This is a genomic window from Streptomyces sp. A18 (genome assembly GCF_059026065.1).
In genome coordinates this window covers 84,077-100,438 of the sequence record NZ_JBWLKL010000030.1, presented here as the reverse complement: position 1 = coordinate 100,438, position 16,362 = coordinate 84,077, and the positions used below count along the sequence as shown (strand labels likewise).

The window sequence follows — 16,362 nt, the reverse complement described above, 5'->3', positions numbered from 1 at the left end:
GGCAGATCTTCGTCAAGGGCGAGGTCATCAAGACCGTCCCCGAGTCGAAGATCGTGGAGACCCTCATCGAAGAGGCGATGAAGATCGCCGCACAGATGGAGGACGAGGGCGTCACCTCAGGGGTGCCCGACGTCACCGTGAGCTGAGAAGAACCAGAGAGGGGGCCCGAGCATGACCATTCTGGAAACCATTCGGGGGCCGCGCGATCTGAAGGCGCTGACCGAGGCCGAGCTCGACGAACTGGCCGAGGAGATCAGGGAGTTCCTGGTGCACGCGGTCGCCAGGACCGGAGGTCACCTCGGGCCCAACCTGGGGGTGGTGGAACTCTCCATCGCCCTCCACAGGGTCTTCGAGTCGCCGGTCGACCGCATCGTGTGGGACACCGGCCACCAGAGCTACGTGCACAAACTCCTGACCGGACGGCAGGACTTCTCCAAGCTGCGCGGCAAGGGCGGCCTGTCCGGCTATCCCTCGCGCGCGGAGTCCGAGCACGACATCGTCGAGAACAGCCATGCGTCGACCGCGCTCGGCTGGGCCGATGGCCTGGCCAAGGCGCGGCAGGTCCTGGGGGAGCGGGGCCATGTCGTCGCCGTCATCGGTGACGGCGCGCTCACCGGCGGCATGGCGTGGGAGGCGCTCAACAACATCGCGGCCGCGAAGGACCGGCCGCTGATCATCGTCGTCAACGACAACGAGCGTTCCTACGCCCCCACCATCGGCGGCCTCGCCAACCACCTCGCCACGCTCCGTACGACCGACAGCTACGAACGGGTCCTGGCCTGGGGAAAGGACATACTCCAGCGCACACCCGTCGTCGGACACACCGTGTACGAGTCGCTCCACGGCGCCAAGAAGGGCTTCAAGGACGCCTTCGCGCCGCAGGGCATGTTCGAGGATCTCGGGCTCAAGTACGTCGGGCCGATCGACGGCCACGACACGGGCGCCGTCGAGTCGGCGCTGCGACGTGCGAAACGCTTCCACGGGCCCGTCCTCATCCACTGCCTCACCGAGAAGGGGCGCGGCTACGAGCCCGCGCTCGCGGACGAGGCCGACCGCTTTCATACGGTCGGCGTGATGGACCCGCTGACGTGCGAGCCCCTCGCTCCCTCCAACGGGCCGTCCTGGACCTCGGTGTTCGGCGACGAGATCGTACGCATCGGAGCCGAGCGCGAGGACGTGGTCGCGATCACCGCGGCCATGCTGGGCCCGGTAGGCCTCGGCAAGTTCGCCCAGGCCTACCCCGACCGGGTGTGGGACGTCGGCATCGCGGAGCAGCACGCGGCGGTGTCGGCGGCCGGACTCGCGACCGGGGGCCTGCACCCCGTCGTCGCCGTCTACGCCACCTTCCTCAACCGGGCCTTCGACCAGCTCCTGATGGACGTCGCGCTGCACGAGTGCGGCGTCACCTTCGTCCTGGACCGGGCCGGGGTGACGGGTGTCGACGGCGCCTCGCACAACGGCATGTGGGACATGTCGATCCTCCAGGTCGTGCCGGGCCTGCGGATCGCCGCGCCGCGCGACGCCGACCAGCTCCGCACTCAGCTGCGGGAGGCGGTCGCCGTGGACGACGCGCCGACCATCCTTCGCTTCCCCAAGGAGTCGGTGGGGCCCGCGATTCCCGCGGTCGACCGGATCGGTGGCATGGACGTGTTGAGCCAGGGCCGCCAAGACGCCGACGCGGACGCCCTGTTGGTGGCGGTCGGCGTGATGGCGCCCGTCTGCCTGCGGGCCGCCGAGCTGTTGCGCGAGCGCGGGCTCACCTGCACCGTCGTCGACCCGCGCTGGGTCAAGCCGGTCGACGCCGAGCTTCCGGCACTCGCCGCACGGCACCGTGTCGTGGGGGTCGTCGAGGACAACAGCAGGGCGGCCGGTGTCGGCGCGGCGGTCGCGCTCGCGCTCGGCGAGGCCGAAGTCGACGTACCCGTGCGGCGGTTCGGCATTCCCGAGCAGTTCCTCGCGCACGCCAAGCGGGGCGAGGTGCTCGCGGACCTCGGGCTCACCCCGGTCGAGATCGCGGGGCGGATCAGCGCCACACTGGCAGCCAAGGAGCACGGAGTATGACCAAGGAGTTCGATCTCGGCAGACTCCTCGCCGAGCGGGGCGCCGAGCGCTACGAACTGCACGCGCGGCACCTGAACCACCAACTGCCGCGCATGCTGCACACCATCGGCTTCGACAAGGTCTACGAGCGGGCCGAGGGCGCGTACTTCTGGGACGCGGACGGCGCCGACTACCTCGACATGCTCGCGGGCTTCGGCGTGATGGGCCTCGGCCGCCACCACCCCGTCGTACGCAAGGCGTTGCACGACGTCCTGGACGCCTCGCTCGCCGACCTGACGCGCTTCGACTGCCAGCCTCTGCCCGGTCTGCTCGCCGAGAAGCTGCTCGCCCACAGTCCGCACCTGGACCGGGTGTTCTTCGGCAACAGCGGCACGGAGGCCGTCGAGACCGCGCTGAAGTTCGCCCGGTACGCGACGGGCAGGCCGAGGGTGCTGTACTGCACGCACGCCTTCCACGGCCTGACCGCCGGCTCCCTCTCGGTGAACGGCGAGTCGGGATTCCGGGACGGGTTCGCGCCGCTGCTGCCCGACACGGCCGTTCCGCTCGGCGATCTGGACGCGCTGCGGCGGGAGTTGAAGAAGGGCGACGTGGCCGGGCTCATCATCGAGCCCATCCAGGGCAAGGGAGTGCACGAGACGCCGCCCGGCTATCTGCCGGCCGCCCAGGAGCTGCTGCGCCAGCACAAGGCGCTGTTGATCGCCGACGAGGTGCAGACCGGCCTCGGCAGGACCGGTGACTTCTACGCCTATCAGTACGAGGAAGGCGTCGAGCCGGACCTGGTGTGTGTCGCGAAGGCGCTGTCCGGCGGCTATGTGCCGGTGGGCGCGACGCTCGGCAAGGACTGGATCTTCAAGAAGGTCTACTCGTCCATGGACCGGGTGCTCGTGCACTCGGCGAGCTTCGGGTCCAACGCGCAGGCCATGGCGGCCGGGCTCGCGGTCCTCTCCGTCATGGAGGACGAGGAGATCGTCGCGAACGCGCGCGTGACGGGCGAGCTCCTGAAGTCCCGGCTCGGCGCGCTCGTCGACCGCTACGAGCTCCTGAGCGAGGTCCGCGGCCGTGGCCTGATGGTCGGCATCGAGTTCGGACGCCCCAACTCGCTGAAACTGCGCGGTCGTTGGACGATGCTGCAGGCGGCGCGCAAGGGGCTCTTCGCGCAGATGGTGGTCGTGCCGCTGCTGCAGAAGCACCGCATCCTCACCCAGGTCTCCGGCGACCATCTGGAGGTCATCAAGCTCATCCCGCCGCTGACCATCGGGGAGCGGGAGGTGGACCGCTTCGTGGAGGCCTTCACCGCCGTGATGGACGAGGCGCACAGCGGTGGCGGGCTGATGTGGGACTTCGGCAAGACGCTGGTGAAGCAGGCGGTCGCGAACCGCTGAGCGACGCTCACCAGGGCTTCGGAGGCTCCGGGGCTTTTGCCTCTGAGGCAAGAAAGTTGCCTCGGGGGCAAGAGCCTGGCTCAATCGACGTATGAGCAATGCCGAGCCCGAGCCGGTCGACCCGGAGGCTGCCGAGGTGCTTCCGGCCGTCGCCCCGCAACTGCGTGAGCTGCGGCGCCGTGCCACCCTGACGCTGGAGGCCGCGGCCCGCACCGCCGGGCTCTCGCCCGCCCATCTCTCCCGCCTGGAGACCGGGCAGCGCCAGCCGTCCCTGCCGTTGCTGCTCGCGCTCGCCCGTACCTACGGTACGACGGTCTCGGAGCTCCTCGGCGAGAAGCCCGCCGACCGGGACGCGATCGTCCGCGCCGCGGACATGGAGCCGACCCGGGCGGGCGGCTGGACCTACTGGCAGGCGGGCGCGCAGGCCCGCGGGATGCAGGCGCTGCGGGTGCACGTGCCGCACGGGGCGCAGGGCGATATCGTGCGCGTCCACCCCGGCGAGGAGTGGCTGTACGTCCTCCAGGGGCGCCTTCGGCTGCGGCTCGGCGACACCACGTACACGCTCGAGCCCGGAGACAGCGCGCACTTCGACTCGCTGACCCCGCACCGGATCGCCGCCGCGGACCACCTCGGCACCGACCTTCTCTTCGTCCACACCCTGCTGCAGAGTCCCGCCACCGCGCTGTGCCTCGGCGGAGCCCCGCACAGCCCCACCCTGGGAGACCCGCGATGACGGACCCCGAAGCGCAGCGGCCCGAACAGATGGATCCCGCGCCTGTTCCTGTGCCGACACCCGCGCCCGCGCCTGCGCCCGCCAAGAAGGCGATGTCCATGGAGGAGAAGTTCCCCCGTGGGCTCTGGATCCGGCTGATCGTCTACGTGGCTGTCGGCCACCTCTTCGCGGCCTTCGTCTACCTGCTGTTCTCGCTGGGCGCGCAGAGCCAGTGACTCAGTCCAGGAGGTGCTCGCGGAGCCGCTCGCGGATCTCCGGGGTCACCTTCAGGCCCTGCGCGAGGTAGGTGTCCGTGTCGCCCCAGATCTGCTCGATCGTCTCGAAGGCGGCGGCAAGATACTCGGCGCGGGCCTCGAAGAGCGGGCTGAGCAACTGCATGACCTCGGGGGACATCGCGCCCGGGGCGTTGTCGCCGCGGCGCACTTTGTAGCGGCGGTGGGTGGCGTTCGACTCCAGGTAGTCCGCCTCGATGGCGTCGCGCTCGACGCCGACGGCGAGGAGCGTGACGGCTATGGAAAGGCCCGCGCGGTCCTTGCCGGCGGCGCAGTGCATCAGCGCGGGCAGGCTGTCGGCGGCCATCTCGTGCAGCACGCGGCTGTGCTCGGCGGTGCGGTCCTTGATGATCTCGCGGTACGTGTCGGAGAGGCGCCCCGCGGCCTGCCCGTCGGAGAGGGCGGCGCGCAGCTGGTCCAGGTCGCCGTCGCGGACCATCGTCCAGAACTCGGCGCCGTGCGCGGGGTCGGTCAGCGGCAGGTTCACGTTGCGCACGCCGGGCAGTTCGACGTCCGGGCCTTCGAGCCGCTGGTCGGCCGCGTTGCGGAAGTCGTAGATCGTGTTCAGGCCCAGGGTGTCGAGGAACGCCGCGTCGGCCGCCGTGGCGTGCGCGAGGTGGCCGCTGCGGAAGAGGCGTCCCTGCTTGACCCGGCGGCCGTCGACGGTCGGAAGTCCGCCCACATCACGGAAGTTGCGGACTCCGGCCAGCTCGGGCTCGGTCAGCTTCGTCGGCGGGACTTGCTGCGACACGGGGGCTCCTCCCGTCCGGCCGCCGGCGCGACTCGCCGGTGGGGGTGCGCCTTCGACGATACGACATGGGTTCCTGAGGCAATCACCGCTCCGTATTCCTGGCTTGGCCGAAACTTGACCGGTGGCTTATCTCACCCTCCGTCAACCCCTCCTTACGGTGGCGTAGGTCACTTGACGAGGTGAAAGATAGGACGACGTGAGAGCAGAGTCGACATCCTTCATCCCTGACACATTCACCTCCTACGCAGCGGTCGGCGACAGCTTCACCGAAGGCGTGGGGGACCCCGGACCGGACGGCACGTTCGTCGGCTGGGCCGACCGCCTCGCCGTCCTGCTCGACGACCGGATGCCGGAACACACCTTCCGGTACGCCAACCTCGCCGTGCGCGGCAAACTGCTCGACCAGGTCGTCGCGGACCAGGTGCCCCTGGCCAAGGAGCTCGCTCCCGATCTCCTGACGTTCTGCGCCGGCGGCAACGACATCATCCGTCCCGGCAACGATCCGGACGAGGTCGCCGAGCGGTTCGAGCGGGCCGTCGCCGACCTCACATCGGCGGTCGGCACGGTCATGGTGACCACGGGGTTCGACACCCGCGGGGTGCCGGTCCTCAAGCACCTGCGCGGCAAGATCGCCACGTACAACGGCCATGTCCGCGCGATCGCCGACCGCTACGGCTGCCCGGTCCTCGACCTGTGGTCCCTCAAGACGATCCAGGACCGCCGGGCCTGGGACGGCGACCGGCTGCACCTCTCCGCCGAGGGCCACACCCGCGTGGCGCTGCGCGCGGCCCAGGTCCTCGGCCTTGAAGTCCCCGCCGACCCGGACCAGCCGTGGCCGCCGGAGCCGCCGCGCGGCACGCTGGAGGTGCGGCGCGACGACATCAACTGGGCGCGTGAGTACCTCGTGCCGTGGTTCGGGCGGCGGCTGCGGGGGGAGTCGTCGGGGGACCACGTGGAGGCCAAGGGGAGCGTGGACCCGTACACGGTCAGGATGCACATCGAGTCGGCGTCCTGAGGGAAAACCCGATGCCTGCGCGGGAGTTGATCGCTACGGTGGAGGTGTCCAGGTGCGAAGGCGCGGGTTACTTCCTTTGGTGAGGCGGTCGCGGGTTCGAGTCCCGTCGTCGACTTCGGGTCGGCGTAGCTCAGGGGGTAGAGCACCTTTTTTGTACCTGCACCGACTTCGATCTCTGGACATCTTGCGCGAGCGTCAGCTCCCGCGTCAGGGCCTCGTCCACCCACGCCAGCATGCGGGCGCGTGACAGGGATGTGCCCTCGTACGCCGTCATCTGCACCGCCAGGCCGTCCAGGAGCGCCGTGAGGCGAAGGGCCGTGTCCTCGGGGTCGCAGCAGGTGAACTCGCCCGCTGCGACGCCCTCCTTGATGACCTCTGCGAGGGCCGCCTTCCACTGCTGGTCCAGGTCGCGTGTGACCGTACGCAGAGTGGGTTCGCGCAGTGCGGCGGACCAGCCCTCTATCCAGAGGCGCCAGCCCTTGGCCTGACCGGTGGGGGCGTACCAGCGGACGGCCGCGCGCAGCCGGCGAAGGGCCGTGGTGCGGCGGCTCAGGAGGGTGTGGAGGTGGGCGAGGTCGTCCTCGGCGGCATGCGCGAAGGCGGCTGCCACCAGCTTCTCCTTCGTGGAGAAGTGGTACAGGACCAGCGCGTTGCTCACCCCCAGCGCCGCTGCCACGTCCGCGATGCGCACGGCCGCCACACCGCGCATCTCGATCTGTTCGACGGTGGCGGACAGGAGCTCCGCCCGCCGCTGCGCCACACTCAACCGCACTCTCGCCACGCCGGGCAGCCTATCCACCCTGCGTGCGCCTCTAGGCGTGCGCATACCAGCCGAATCGCTCGCCGATCACCGGCAGCCGGTCGGCCACCAACGCGTGGGCCGCCGCGCGGGGCGTCGTGCCCTCCGCCTCGGCGCGGCGCAGGATCACGTCGACCAGGGCCCGCATCGAGCGGCGCGTGTACGCGAAGGCCTCGTCCGCGTCGGCCCCGATGTCTCCGAAGAGCGTCCACCACCACCAGGCGTTGGTCCCGGAGTTGACGACGACGTCCGGCAGGACGGTGATGCCGCGCTCCGCCAGCAGCCGCTCCGCCTCCGGCAGGACCGGCATGTTGGCCGCTTCCGCCACCCAACGGGCCGTGATCCGCGCCTGGTTGACCTCGTTGATCGTGTACGACACGGCGGCGGGGACCAGGATCTCCGCCTCCGTGGACAGCCAGGCCTCGCCCGGCAGCTCCCGGTCGCCGGGGCGCAGGGCCGAGCGGTCCACCGTGCCGTGTGCGTCGCGGGCGGCCAGCAGCGCCTCCACGTCGAGCCCCGCCGGGTTGGCGATCGTGCCCTTGACGTCGGCGACGGCCACCGTCGTCAGACCCGCGCGGGTGAGGAAACGGGCGGTCGCGCCGCCCATGGTGCCGAGCCCCTGCACGGCCACGCGTGCGCCCGCGTGCGCGTGCCCCGCGCGGTCGAGGGCCGCGAGAATCGCTTCGGCGACTCCGTGGCCGCCGACCAGCTCGTCCAGGCCGCTCCCGTCGACCTCCACGGTGAACGCGTCCGCCAGGCGCTCGCGGGCCGCCGCCTCGTCGTCCAGGAGCGGGTAGACGGCCTGGATGGAAGAGATCAAGCCTGCTTCCGCCGCCGCCCTGTCGACCAGGTCCTGGGTCAGGCCAAGGTCCTCGCCCGTCGTCCAGGAGCTCTCGATGTACGGACGCATCGCCCTCAGGTAGCGCACCAGGACGCCGTACGCCTCCGGGGCGCGCGGATCGCAGTCGATGCCGCCCTTGGCGCCGCCGAGCGGGATGTAGCGGGCGCTGGGGTCGTAGTGCAGGACCTCCTTCATCGTCATCCCGCGGGCCAGTCCCGCGACCTCGTCGAGGCTGCAGCCGGGGCGCATCCGGAGACCACCGCTGCAGACACCTCGTACGAGACGGTCGATGACGAGAAAGCCCTGGTGGCCGGTGATGTGGTCGGTCCAGGTGAGGGAGAGGTGAGGCGGGGGAACGGAGGCGGGCACAGCGCGTATGGGGGGCATGGAGCGTACTCCTACTGAATGGGGGGTCAGTAGGAGTACATCACGCAGCGGGCGGGCGCGTGGCCGGTGCGGGCCCCTCCGGGCGGCCGTTGTCGGTGGCGGTGTCCATAATGGGGATCTGACCAACCCCTTTCCAGGAGGCGCCGTGTCCCGTTCGCTGAGCTCCGGGCTCCGCTCGCTCAGGACCGCCCCCTTCGGTGCGGATCCGGCCGGTGAGCGGCTCGCGAGGATCCGCAGATCGCCGAATTTCGCGGACGGGACCTTCCAGAACCCCGAGGGGGCGCGGACCCGTCCGACCGGTTCGACCCTCGAGTTCGCGAAGATCTACTTCCGCAAGGAGGAGCGGATCCGCCGCGGCCCCGCGGGTACCGTGCCCGTGCATGCCACGACTCTCGCCGACCTCGCCAAGCCCCCGGTCGGCGGAGTGCGGATCACCTGGATGGGGCACTCGAGCGTGCTCGCCGAGATCGACGGGCGGCGGGTGCTCTTCGACCCCGTCTGGGGCGAGCGCTGCTCCCCCTTCTCCTGGGTCGGGCCCAAGCGGCTGCATCCCGTGCCGGTGCCGCTCGCGGCGCTCGGCCCGGTGGACGTGGTGGTGATCTCGCACGATCACTACGACCACCTGGACATGCCCACCATCCAGGCCCTGGCCGGCACGGACACGGTCTTCGCGGTGCCGCTGGGCGTCGGCGCGCACCTGGAGCGCTGGGGCGTCCCGGCCGATCGGCTGCGCGAGCTCGACTGGAACGAGGCCACGAAGGTGGCAGGCCTGACCCTGACGGCGACGCCCGCGCACCACTTCTGCGGCCGCGGCCTGCGCAATTTCCAGCACACGCTCTGGGCGTCCTGGGCCGTCGCCGGACCCGAGCACCGGATCTACCACAGCGGGGACACCGGTTACTTCAGCGGTTTCCGGGACATCGGGGCCGAGCACGGACCGTTCGACGTCACGATGATCCAGATCGGGGCGTACAGCGAGTTCTGGCCCGACATCCACATGACGCCCGAGGAGGGCGTGCGCGCGCACCTGGACCTCCAGGGCGGGCGGCCCGACGGAGTGATGCTGCCGATCCACTGGGGCACGTTCAACCTCGCGCCGCACCCGTGGTCCGCGCCGGGCGAGGGCACGATCACCGCGGCGGGACACGCCGGGGTGAAGGTCGCACTGCCCGTCCCGGGGGAGCCGTTCGAGCCCGCGACGGACTCCGTCCCGCAGGAGCCGTGGTGGCGCGGGGTCGCGATCGAGCCGGAGGGCGGGTGGACCCGTCCGGAGGACATCACCGTGGACATCGAGCGCGCCGGGCCCGCCGACCGCCGTGGGCGCTCAGAGGGCACAGGGGGCGCAGGGGGCACGGAAGGCACCGGAGAGCCGGAGGCGGCGCGGGTCGGCTGACGCGGTGGCGGCTCGGGGCCTCGCGTACTACGGCCTCGCGTACGACGACGGACGCGAGGCCCCGAGCCCTGTCGGCCGGGGTACTGGCCGATCCGCGTCAGCCAGGCGCAGACGGCAGTGAGGCACGCTCGGAACCCCGGTCGGCCGAGGGCGTGAGCAGCGAGGTGAACCACACGGTCTTGCCGCCGGCGGTGGGCCGTGTGCCCCAGGCGTCGGCCAGGGTTCCGACCAGGAGCAGACCGCGCCCGCCCTCGCTACCGCCGACCGCCGAACTCCCAGTCGTGGACCTCGATGTCGGCGTACCGGTCGGGCACCAGGACGGCGCGTGCCGCGGCCGGGTCCGGGGCCAGGACCAGTGCCGCCGTGCCGAGCCAGAGGGTGCCGTCGTCGGACAGGAGCGGTCCGTACGCGATCAGTCCGTCCCGGTCGGGCGGCACGTCGAGGTCGGCGTCCCGGTCCGAGCCGAGGCCGATGACCAGATGCCGGCTGCCGCCGGTGGCACCGCCGGGAAAGTCCCACATGGTGCGCCCCAGCCTGTTGCGCCACCGGCGCAGCAGCACGTCGCGGTACGCGCCCGCCTGGTAGTTGGGCTCGTCGAAGGCGAACGCACGTGCCGCGGCGGGATCCGGCAGGTCGACGATGTGCACGCTCCCGGTGGGCGTCTCGCCGTCGGGGGCGAACGTCGGGCCGCGCGCGATCAACTCCGCCGCGTACCCGTCCATGTAGGACCAGTGATCCTCCAACAGCTCTTCGCGCAGCTTGACGGAATCGGGCCGGTCGCGGTGGTAGCAGAAGAACTCCATGCCGCAGACTCTCGCCCACGCGCGACGGAGACTCAACGGGATTCGGACTACCGTGCGACGTGTCATACCAGAGCGGGACGCTGGGTGCCGGACTTTGTCAACTGCCTCCCGCACATGAAGCGTTGGTGACTACCGTGAGTGTCCGCCGGTCGACGCAGGGATCATGACAGGGATCACCGCCTGTGCCCTCCCGACCGGCACGGCGATGCCGCGAAGCCACGCGTCGCGCGCCCGTCGGAGCCCGCTCCCTGACCGAGGACGCTGATGTCTCACCTTCGTGCACCGGCCACCCGCGCAGACCGCCGTGAGGGCGGCCGGCACGGCAGGCCCGGGAGCCGACCCGCCGCGCCGCTCCCCGAAGCCCGGATACGACCCCAGCTCCTGCGCATCGCCGTACTGCCCGCCGTCGCGGTGGCCCTGTGCGCCGGTGCAGCCGTGCTGTTCATCGTCCGGTCGGCCCCCGGCCCGCCGGAGCCCGCGCTCCTCCTCATCCTCGGCGCCGCCGGAGCCATCAGCCTGGCCAGCGTCGTGATCGCCGGTATCGCCGCCGACCGCACCGCCACCTCCGTACGCGACCGGGTCGGCACCCTGCGCCGCACCACCGCACGCGGACAGGCCGAGCTGCGCGAAGTCGTCGAGAAGCTGCGCCGTGGCGACGGTCCGCCGCCGCGCAGGGCACCGGCCAGATCCGCCCCGGACGCCGACGACTTCGGGCTGCTCGCCGACGAGCTCTCGCGGGCCCAGGACGTCGCCGTCTCCGCCGTCGTACAGGCATCGCAGCTCTCCAGCCACGCGGGCAGCGAACAGAAGGTCGAGGTCTTCGTCAATCTGGCCCGGCGGCTGCAGTCCCTCGTACACCGCGAGATCTCGATCCTCGACGACCTGGAGAACGAGGTGGAGGACCCGGAGCTGCTCAAGGGCCTCTTCCACGTCGACCACCTGGCCACCCGCATCCGCAGGCACGCCGAGAACCTCGCCGTGCTCGGCGGCGCCATGTCGCGCCGCCAGTGGAGCAACCCGGTCTCCATGACGGAGGTGCTCCGCTCGGCCATCGCGGAGGTCGAACAGTACTCCCGGGTCAAACTGGTGCCGCCGATCGCAGGCACCCTGCGCGGGCACGCCGTCGCCGACGTCATCCACCTCCTGGCCGAACTCGTCGAGAACGCCACGGTGTTCTCCGCCCCGCACACCCAAGTCCTGCTCCGCGCCAACCTGGTGACGGCCGGGCTCGCCGTCGAGGTCGAGGACCGCGGGCTGGGCATGCCGCTGACCGAACAGCACAAGATGAACCACCTGCTCGCCGACCCGGACCAGGTCAACGTGGCGAGCCTCCTCCAGGACGGGCGGATCGGCCTCTACGTGGTCTCCGCGCTCGCCCGCAGGCACGGCATCGCGGTCCGCCTCCAGACCAACATCTACGGAGGCGTGCAGGCCGTACTGATCCTGCCGCAGAGCCTGCTCGGCACCGAGCCGCAGAACGAGCCCGTCCCCGCCGGACGCCCGCAGGCCGCCCCGGAATCCGCACCCCCGGGCGCCCCCGGCGGCGTACCGGAAACACCCCGGCCCCCCACGGCGGCCCCCCGCCCGCAGCCGGTGGCCGTGCCCGCGCAGCCGCAGGGGGAAGCGCAGCCGAGCGTGCCGCAGGCTCCGGTGGTCCACGGCACCGGGCCCGCCCCGCTTCCCGTGCGCAGCAGGGAAGGGCGGCCGACCCCCGCCGAAGCCGTGCCGGGGATCAGGCCGGAGGACCGGCAGGCCGCCGCCGAGCACGCCTGGGCGCCGCCGACACCCCTGAACGGCGCCGTACGCGGCCGGGTGGGAAGGCCCCAACTGCCCAAGCGGCGCGCCCAGGAACACATCGCGCCCCAACTGCGGGACGCGCCGTCGCCCCGCCCGGAGAACGAACACCCCGTCGGCCACGACCCGGGCCTGATGGCCGCCTTCCAGCGCGGCATCGGGCTCGCCGCCGCACAGGAGACGCGTGACCCGGCCCTTGAACCCGACCTCGACGTCCCCCGCGACGGGGGCGACCAGGGTGGCTGAACCCCACCACCCCACCAGCGCCACGTCTGCCCCGGCAGACCCTCGTACCTCAAGGAGTCGATCCACCATGGCGAGCGATGCGCCGACCGGGCAGGTATCCGACCTCGACTGGCTGATGAGCGGACTCGTGCAGCGCGTGCCGCACACCCAGAGCGCGGTCCTGCTCTCCTCCGACGGACTCGTGAAGTCGGTCCATGGCCTCGACCCGGACAGCGCCGACCACATGGCGGCCCTCGCCTCCGGGCTCTACTCACTGGGGCGCAGCGCCGGCATCAGGTTCGGCGACGGGGGCGACGTGCGGCAGGTCGTCGTGGAGCTCGACTCCACCCTCCTGTTCGTCTCCACGGCGGGATCCGGCACCTGTCTCGCGGTGCTCGCGGGGCGCGACGCCGACGCGGCGGTCCTCGGCTACGAAATGACGATGCTGGTCAAGAGCGTGCGCCCCTACCTGATGACGGCACCCCGGCAGTCCACCGGCGAACCCGCCCCGATGAGGCATTGAGCGTGGCGGCCCCGCACGACGGGCCATGGCTCGACGCATCCGCCGGACGGCTCGTCCGCCCCTACACGGTCAGCGACGGGCGGACCCGGCCGACCGCCCAACTGGACCTCCTGACCCAGGTGATGGCCACCGGGAGCCCGGTCATCGGCTACCTGGGACCCGAGCACACGGAAGCGCTCGGTCTGTGCGCGGCACCCACGTCGGTCGCGGAGATCGCGGCTCAGCTGAAGCTGCCCGCGGTCGTCACCAAAGTGCTGCTCTCCGACCTCGTCGACTGCGGGGCACTCACCCTGAGAGCCCCGGACTTCTACCACAATCCCACTGACCGGTCCCTGTTGGAGGCAGTGCTCGATGGACTACGACGACAGCTCTGACCCCTTCCCCACCGCGCTGAAGATCCTCGTCGCGGGTGGATTCGGGGTCGGCAAGACGACCTTCACCGGCGCGGTGAGCGAGATCGCGCCGCTGAGCACGGAGGAGCTCCTCACCACGGTCAGCGAGGGCACCGACGACCTGTCGGGCGTCGAGAACAAGACCACGACGACCGTGGCCATGGACTTCGGGCGCATCACCCTCGACCCGGAACACGTGCTCTATCTCTTCGGCACGCCTGGCCAGGAACGCTTCTGGTTCATGTGGGACGAACTCTCCGAGGGCGCGCTCGGCGCGGTGGTCCTCGCCGACACCCGCCGCCTTGAGGACTGCTTCGCAGCGGTGGACTTCTTCGAGCAGCGCGGCATGGGATTCATCGTCGCCATCAACGAATTCGACGGCGCCCACCGCTACGAACCCGAAGAGGTGCGCTCCGCCATCGACCTGGATCCGCAGGTGCCCGTCGTACGGTGCGACGCGCGGATCTCCAGCTCGGGCATCGCGACCCTCCTCACCCTCGTCAAGCACCTCCTCGCCCACGCCCCGGCCGCCCCGAGCTACGGAGCCCACACCTGATGTACGACTCGACCGCGCACCTGCTGCTCACTCCCGTCGACAAGGAGGCGCCGAGCCGGGTGCGGCGGCTGCGCAGGCTCGGTATAGGCCACAGCCCGGACCTCGCCTTCGACGCCTTCGCCGACCGGTTGGCCGAGGTCACGGGCGCGCCGTACTCCATGGTCAACTTCATCGACGAGGAACGGCAGTTCTTCGCGGGCCTGCATACCCCTGATGCCACGGAGCACCGCTACATGGAGCGCGATCACGGGTACTGCCCGCATGTGATCGTGCGGCGCAAGGCCCTCGTCCTCGAGGACGTCCGCGACTTTCCGCGGTTCGCGGGGAACCCAGTGGTCGACGAGATCGGCATCCGCTCCTATCTGGGCGCCCCGCTCATCGACCGCACGGGCATCGCGCTCGGCACGGTCTGCGTGGTGGACGTCGAGCCCCGGCCCTGGGGCAGGGCGGGGCTCGAGACGATCAAGGCGATGGCGGCGGAGCTGATCGAGCAGATCCACCGCCGGGAGGACGGCGGGATCTGACGCTCAGATCTCCCACCGGGTGCCGTCAGGGAAGCGGACGCGGACGCTTCCACCCTCCACCACGCACGTGATGGCCTCCCTCAACACCGCGGGCCGGACGGTGTCCTGGGAGAGCACGACGAGCGTGACGTGGGTACTGGCTCCACCCGGGTGTCCGGCGCACGTCAGATACGGCGTCGCCGAATGCGGCCCATACGCGTTGGCCGCCACCTCGCGGGCGATGCCCGCCCCCTCGTCCCAGCCGTGGAGCGCGACGACGGCGCTGGTGAGCCCCGATTCCGTACGGGTCAGGGACCAGCCGGGCCCCTGCTCGGCGTGCGGCTGCGCCTCGTCGGCGACCGCGTGACCGCCCTCGCGGACCGTCACACCCGCGGGAGCCTCGATCCGGTGGACGCGGATCTCCCACGGGCCGTGCAGCGCGCTGGTCGTCTCGACGGGGAACTCACCCTCCATGCCCGGTAGTTGCGCGTCGTGCCGGGAAGCGGCCACGCGTCCCTCGCAGCGCAACGGGTGGATCCGGCGGCGGCGTGACGGGGTGCCGTCGGGGGCGATGAGCGCGAGGTGGTTGTCCACGGTGCGTTCCCACGCGCTCGGGGCGGTTTCGGGGGCGGTCGCCGTGGAGTAGGCGAACTTGGCGTAGTGCGGGTCGTCGGCCGCGGGGCCTTCCAGGGGGTTGTGGTCGCTGCCGTGGTTGATCAGGCGGACGATGCCGTCGTGCCGCGTGCCGTGCAGGAGCCAGCCGGGCTCGGGGAGCGCGGTGTACTGGTCGGACTCCTCGACGGGGAGCGGGAGTTCGCGCTCCGTCCACACCGGGTGGTCGGCCGGCAGGAGCAGGCCGAGGAAGCCCTTGCTCGCCCAGTACGGGGACGCCGGACCCGAGTAGGCCTGGGTGGACGACAGGAACGTCCCGTACCAGCCGAGCGGGAGCAGTCCGCGCTCGTCGGGGACGCCGCGCTCCACGAAGTGCCGTGCGGTGCCGGATGCGAGGCGGCGGGTGAGACCGGGGTCCAGGGGCGTGCAGTCCGCGAGGGCGCCCATCCAGACGGGGGCGGTCGCCGCGAAGCGGTACGTCAGGGAGCGGCCCTGGTGGACGGGGGCGCCGTCGGCGCCGAAGAAGTGCGGGTACGTGGTGAGGAACTGCGCCAGGCGCTCGCGGTAGACCTTCGCGCGCCCCTCGCCGTCTGGGCCCGCCATGCGGGCCCAGAGCAGCGGGTACAGGTGCATCGCCCAGCCGATGTAGTAGTCGAAGTTGCGTCCGTCGCCGTCGCTGTACCAGCCGTCGCCGCGGTACCAGTCCTCGATGCGGTCCAGGCCGCCGTCGATGTCCGACTGGCTGTACGGGGCGCCGACGGAGGCCAGGAACTGCTCGGACACCACCTGGAAGAGACGCCAGTTGTTGTCCCACGTCCTGCCGCCGACGAAGCCGGAGAACCAGTCGACGACCCGCTCCTGGACCCGGGAGTCGAGTCTGTCCCAGATCCAGGGGCGGGTCTCGTGCAGGCCGATCGCGATCGAAGCGGCCTCCACCATCTGCTGTGAGCAGTCACTGAGTTCGGGCCAGCTCTCGCCGCTCGCGCCGCCGCGGTCCGTGCCCGTCGTCAGACCCTGCGCGTAGCGTTCAAGGAGGTGAGGGTCCACATCGCCGCCCGCTCCCGCGATCCGGAAGGAGGCGAGGAGGAATGACCGTGCGTACCCTTCCAGGCCGTCAGAGACGACCCCCGACCAGCTGCCGCGCCCAGGCAGCCGGTACTGGGCGAAGTGGGGTGTTGCGTACGGGATGAGCGCCTCCAACTGCCGGTCGGCGAGCGCCTCCCAGTGGGCGCGGGTCCAGCCAGTGAGCGGGGAGAGGACCCGGTCGGTGGGCGGCAGGGCCAGGTGCGGTGCGGGCATGGCGGGTCCTCCCGAGAGGTC

At 71.3% G+C, this 16,362-nt stretch carries 16 protein-coding genes and 1 pseudogene; 12 read left to right on the top strand and 5 right to left on the bottom strand.

Annotated elements, in window-relative coordinates; genetic code table 11:
• The 5 genes and pseudogenes from AC5P1C_RS32835 to AC5P1C_RS32815 all read left to right on the top strand — a co-directional run.
• A pseudogene (locus AC5P1C_RS32835) lies at positions 1-146 on the top strand (flavodoxin-dependent (E)-4-hydroxy-3-methylbut-2-enyl-diphosphate synthase); the annotation flags it as partial.
• A gap of 25 nt (positions 147-171) precedes the next feature.
• Positions 172-2,061: a 1-deoxy-D-xylulose-5-phosphate synthase gene (gene dxs / locus AC5P1C_RS32830; RefSeq protein ID WP_493869592.1), complete on the top strand. Its 1,890-nt coding sequence runs from the start codon at positions 172-174 to the stop codon at positions 2,059-2,061.
• Complete coding sequence (locus AC5P1C_RS32825; protein ID WP_493869591.1) at positions 2,058-3,443, top strand: aspartate aminotransferase family protein; 1,386 nt, start codon at positions 2,058-2,060, stop codon at positions 3,441-3,443. The genes dxs and AC5P1C_RS32825 overlap by 4 nt, the downstream gene beginning before the upstream one ends.
• A gap of 91 nt (positions 3,444-3,534) precedes the next feature.
• Positions 3,535-4,176 carry a helix-turn-helix domain-containing protein gene (locus tag AC5P1C_RS32820; RefSeq protein ID WP_493869590.1) on the top strand — a complete coding sequence of 214 codons (642 nt, stop codon included), beginning with the start codon at positions 3,535-3,537 and terminating at the stop codon, positions 4,174-4,176.
• A gap of 92 nt (positions 4,177-4,268) precedes the next feature.
• On the top strand, positions 4,269-4,391 hold the full coding sequence (locus AC5P1C_RS32815) for a DUF6126 family protein (protein ID WP_493869602.1): 123 nt from the start codon (positions 4,269-4,271) through the stop codon (positions 4,389-4,391).
• Between the two features lies 1 nt (position 4,392).
• Here AC5P1C_RS32815 and AC5P1C_RS32810 read toward each other — a convergent pair whose 3' ends face one another.
• Positions 4,393-5,199, bottom strand: coding sequence for a tyrosine-protein phosphatase (locus tag AC5P1C_RS32810; protein ID WP_493869589.1), 807 nt, complete (start codon positions 5,197-5,199; stop codon positions 4,393-4,395).
• A gap of 196 nt (positions 5,200-5,395) precedes the next feature.
• On the opposite strand from AC5P1C_RS32810, the gene AC5P1C_RS32805 reads away from it, so the two are divergent.
• A complete protein-coding gene (locus AC5P1C_RS32805; RefSeq protein ID WP_493869588.1) occupies positions 5,396-6,214 on the top strand; it encodes an SGNH/GDSL hydrolase family protein in 819 nt (272 codons plus the stop codon).
• 130 nt (positions 6,215-6,344) lie between these two features.
• On the opposite strand, the gene AC5P1C_RS32800 is transcribed toward AC5P1C_RS32805, so the two are convergent.
• Positions 6,345-6,995, bottom strand: coding sequence for a TetR/AcrR family transcriptional regulator (locus tag AC5P1C_RS32800; protein WP_493869587.1), 651 nt, complete (start codon positions 6,993-6,995; stop codon positions 6,345-6,347).
• A 31-nt stretch (positions 6,996-7,026) separates the two neighbouring features.
• On the bottom strand, positions 7,027-8,241 hold the full coding sequence (locus AC5P1C_RS32795) for a glutamate dehydrogenase (RefSeq protein ID WP_493869586.1): 1,215 nt from the start codon (positions 8,239-8,241) through the stop codon (positions 7,027-7,029).
• A gap of 145 nt (positions 8,242-8,386) precedes the next feature.
• Here AC5P1C_RS32795 and AC5P1C_RS32790 point away from each other — a divergent pair, with 145 nt between their 5' ends.
• The gene (locus tag AC5P1C_RS32790; protein ID WP_493869585.1) at positions 8,387-9,634 is read left to right on the top strand and encodes an MBL fold metallo-hydrolase; all 1,248 of its coding nucleotides are present in this window, start codon (positions 8,387-8,389) and stop codon (positions 9,632-9,634) included.
• Positions 9,635-9,888: 254 nt separating this feature from the next.
• Here the strand turns inward: AC5P1C_RS32790 and AC5P1C_RS32785 are convergent, their stop codons facing one another.
• Positions 9,889-10,437 (bottom strand): YciI family protein, encoded by a 549-nt coding sequence (locus AC5P1C_RS32785; protein ID WP_493869584.1) that lies wholly within the window; start codon positions 10,435-10,437, stop codon positions 9,889-9,891.
• Between the two features lie 264 nt (positions 10,438-10,701).
• Here AC5P1C_RS32785 and AC5P1C_RS32780 point away from each other — a divergent pair, with 264 nt between their 5' ends.
• The 5 genes from AC5P1C_RS32780 (at position 10,702) to AC5P1C_RS32760 (ending at position 14,451) form a co-directional block, all read left to right on the top strand.
• Entirely contained in the window at positions 10,702-12,477 is a 1,776-nt protein-coding gene (locus AC5P1C_RS32780) for a sensor histidine kinase (RefSeq protein ID WP_493869583.1), read from the top strand.
• Positions 12,478-12,544: 67 nt separating this feature from the next.
• Positions 12,545-12,979, top strand: a complete 435-nt coding sequence (locus tag AC5P1C_RS32775) for a roadblock/LC7 domain-containing protein (RefSeq protein ID WP_493869582.1) — start codon at positions 12,545-12,547, stop codon at positions 12,977-12,979.
• Positions 12,980-12,981: 2 nt separating this feature from the next.
• Complete coding sequence (locus tag AC5P1C_RS32770; RefSeq protein ID WP_493869581.1) at positions 12,982-13,353, top strand: DUF742 domain-containing protein; 372 nt, start codon at positions 12,982-12,984, stop codon at positions 13,351-13,353.
• Positions 13,331-13,927, top strand: coding sequence for a GTP-binding protein (locus AC5P1C_RS32765; RefSeq protein ID WP_363207541.1), 597 nt, complete (start codon positions 13,331-13,333; stop codon positions 13,925-13,927). Before AC5P1C_RS32770 ends, AC5P1C_RS32765 begins: the two co-directional genes overlap by 23 nt.
• On the top strand, positions 13,924-14,451 hold the full coding sequence (locus tag AC5P1C_RS32760; protein ID WP_493869601.1) for a GAF domain-containing protein: 528 nt from the start codon (positions 13,924-13,926) through the stop codon (positions 14,449-14,451). The genes AC5P1C_RS32765 and AC5P1C_RS32760 overlap by 4 nt, the downstream gene beginning before the upstream one ends.
• Positions 14,452-14,454: 3 nt before the next feature.
• Here the strand turns inward: AC5P1C_RS32760 and AC5P1C_RS32755 are convergent, their stop codons facing one another.
• Positions 14,455-16,341, bottom strand: coding sequence for a DUF2264 domain-containing protein (locus AC5P1C_RS32755; RefSeq protein WP_493869580.1), 1,887 nt, complete (start codon positions 16,339-16,341; stop codon positions 14,455-14,457).
• Between the last annotated feature and the right edge of the window lie 21 nt (positions 16,342-16,362).

Excerpts from the sequence above, each read along its gene's own strand:
- dxs (WP_493869592.1), top strand. The coding sequence starts at position 172 with ATGACCATTCTGGAAACCATTCGGGGGCCGCGCGATCTGAAGGCGCTG.
- AC5P1C_RS32785 (WP_493869584.1), bottom strand. The coding sequence starts at position 10,437 with ATGGAGTTCTTCTGCTACCACCGCGACCGGCCCGATTCCGTCAAGCTG.
- AC5P1C_RS32825 (WP_493869591.1), top strand. The coding sequence starts at position 2,058 with ATGACCAAGGAGTTCGATCTCGGCAGACTCCTCGCCGAGCGGGGCGCC.
- AC5P1C_RS32795 (WP_493869586.1), bottom strand. The coding sequence starts at position 8,241 with ATGCCCCCCATACGCGCTGTGCCCGCCTCCGTTCCCCCGCCTCACCTC.
- AC5P1C_RS32775 (WP_493869582.1), top strand. The coding sequence starts at position 12,545 with ATGGCGAGCGATGCGCCGACCGGGCAGGTATCCGACCTCGACTGGCTG.
- AC5P1C_RS32815 (WP_493869602.1), top strand. The coding sequence starts at position 4,269 with ATGTCCATGGAGGAGAAGTTCCCCCGTGGGCTCTGGATCCGGCTGATC.
- AC5P1C_RS32780 (WP_493869583.1), top strand. The coding sequence starts at position 10,702 with ATGTCTCACCTTCGTGCACCGGCCACCCGCGCAGACCGCCGTGAGGGC.
- AC5P1C_RS32765 (WP_363207541.1), top strand. The coding sequence starts at position 13,331 with ATGGACTACGACGACAGCTCTGACCCCTTCCCCACCGCGCTGAAGATC.
- AC5P1C_RS32820 (WP_493869590.1), top strand. The coding sequence starts at position 3,535 with ATGAGCAATGCCGAGCCCGAGCCGGTCGACCCGGAGGCTGCCGAGGTG.
- AC5P1C_RS32755 (WP_493869580.1), bottom strand. The coding sequence starts at position 16,341 with ATGCCCGCACCGCACCTGGCCCTGCCGCCCACCGACCGGGTCCTCTCC.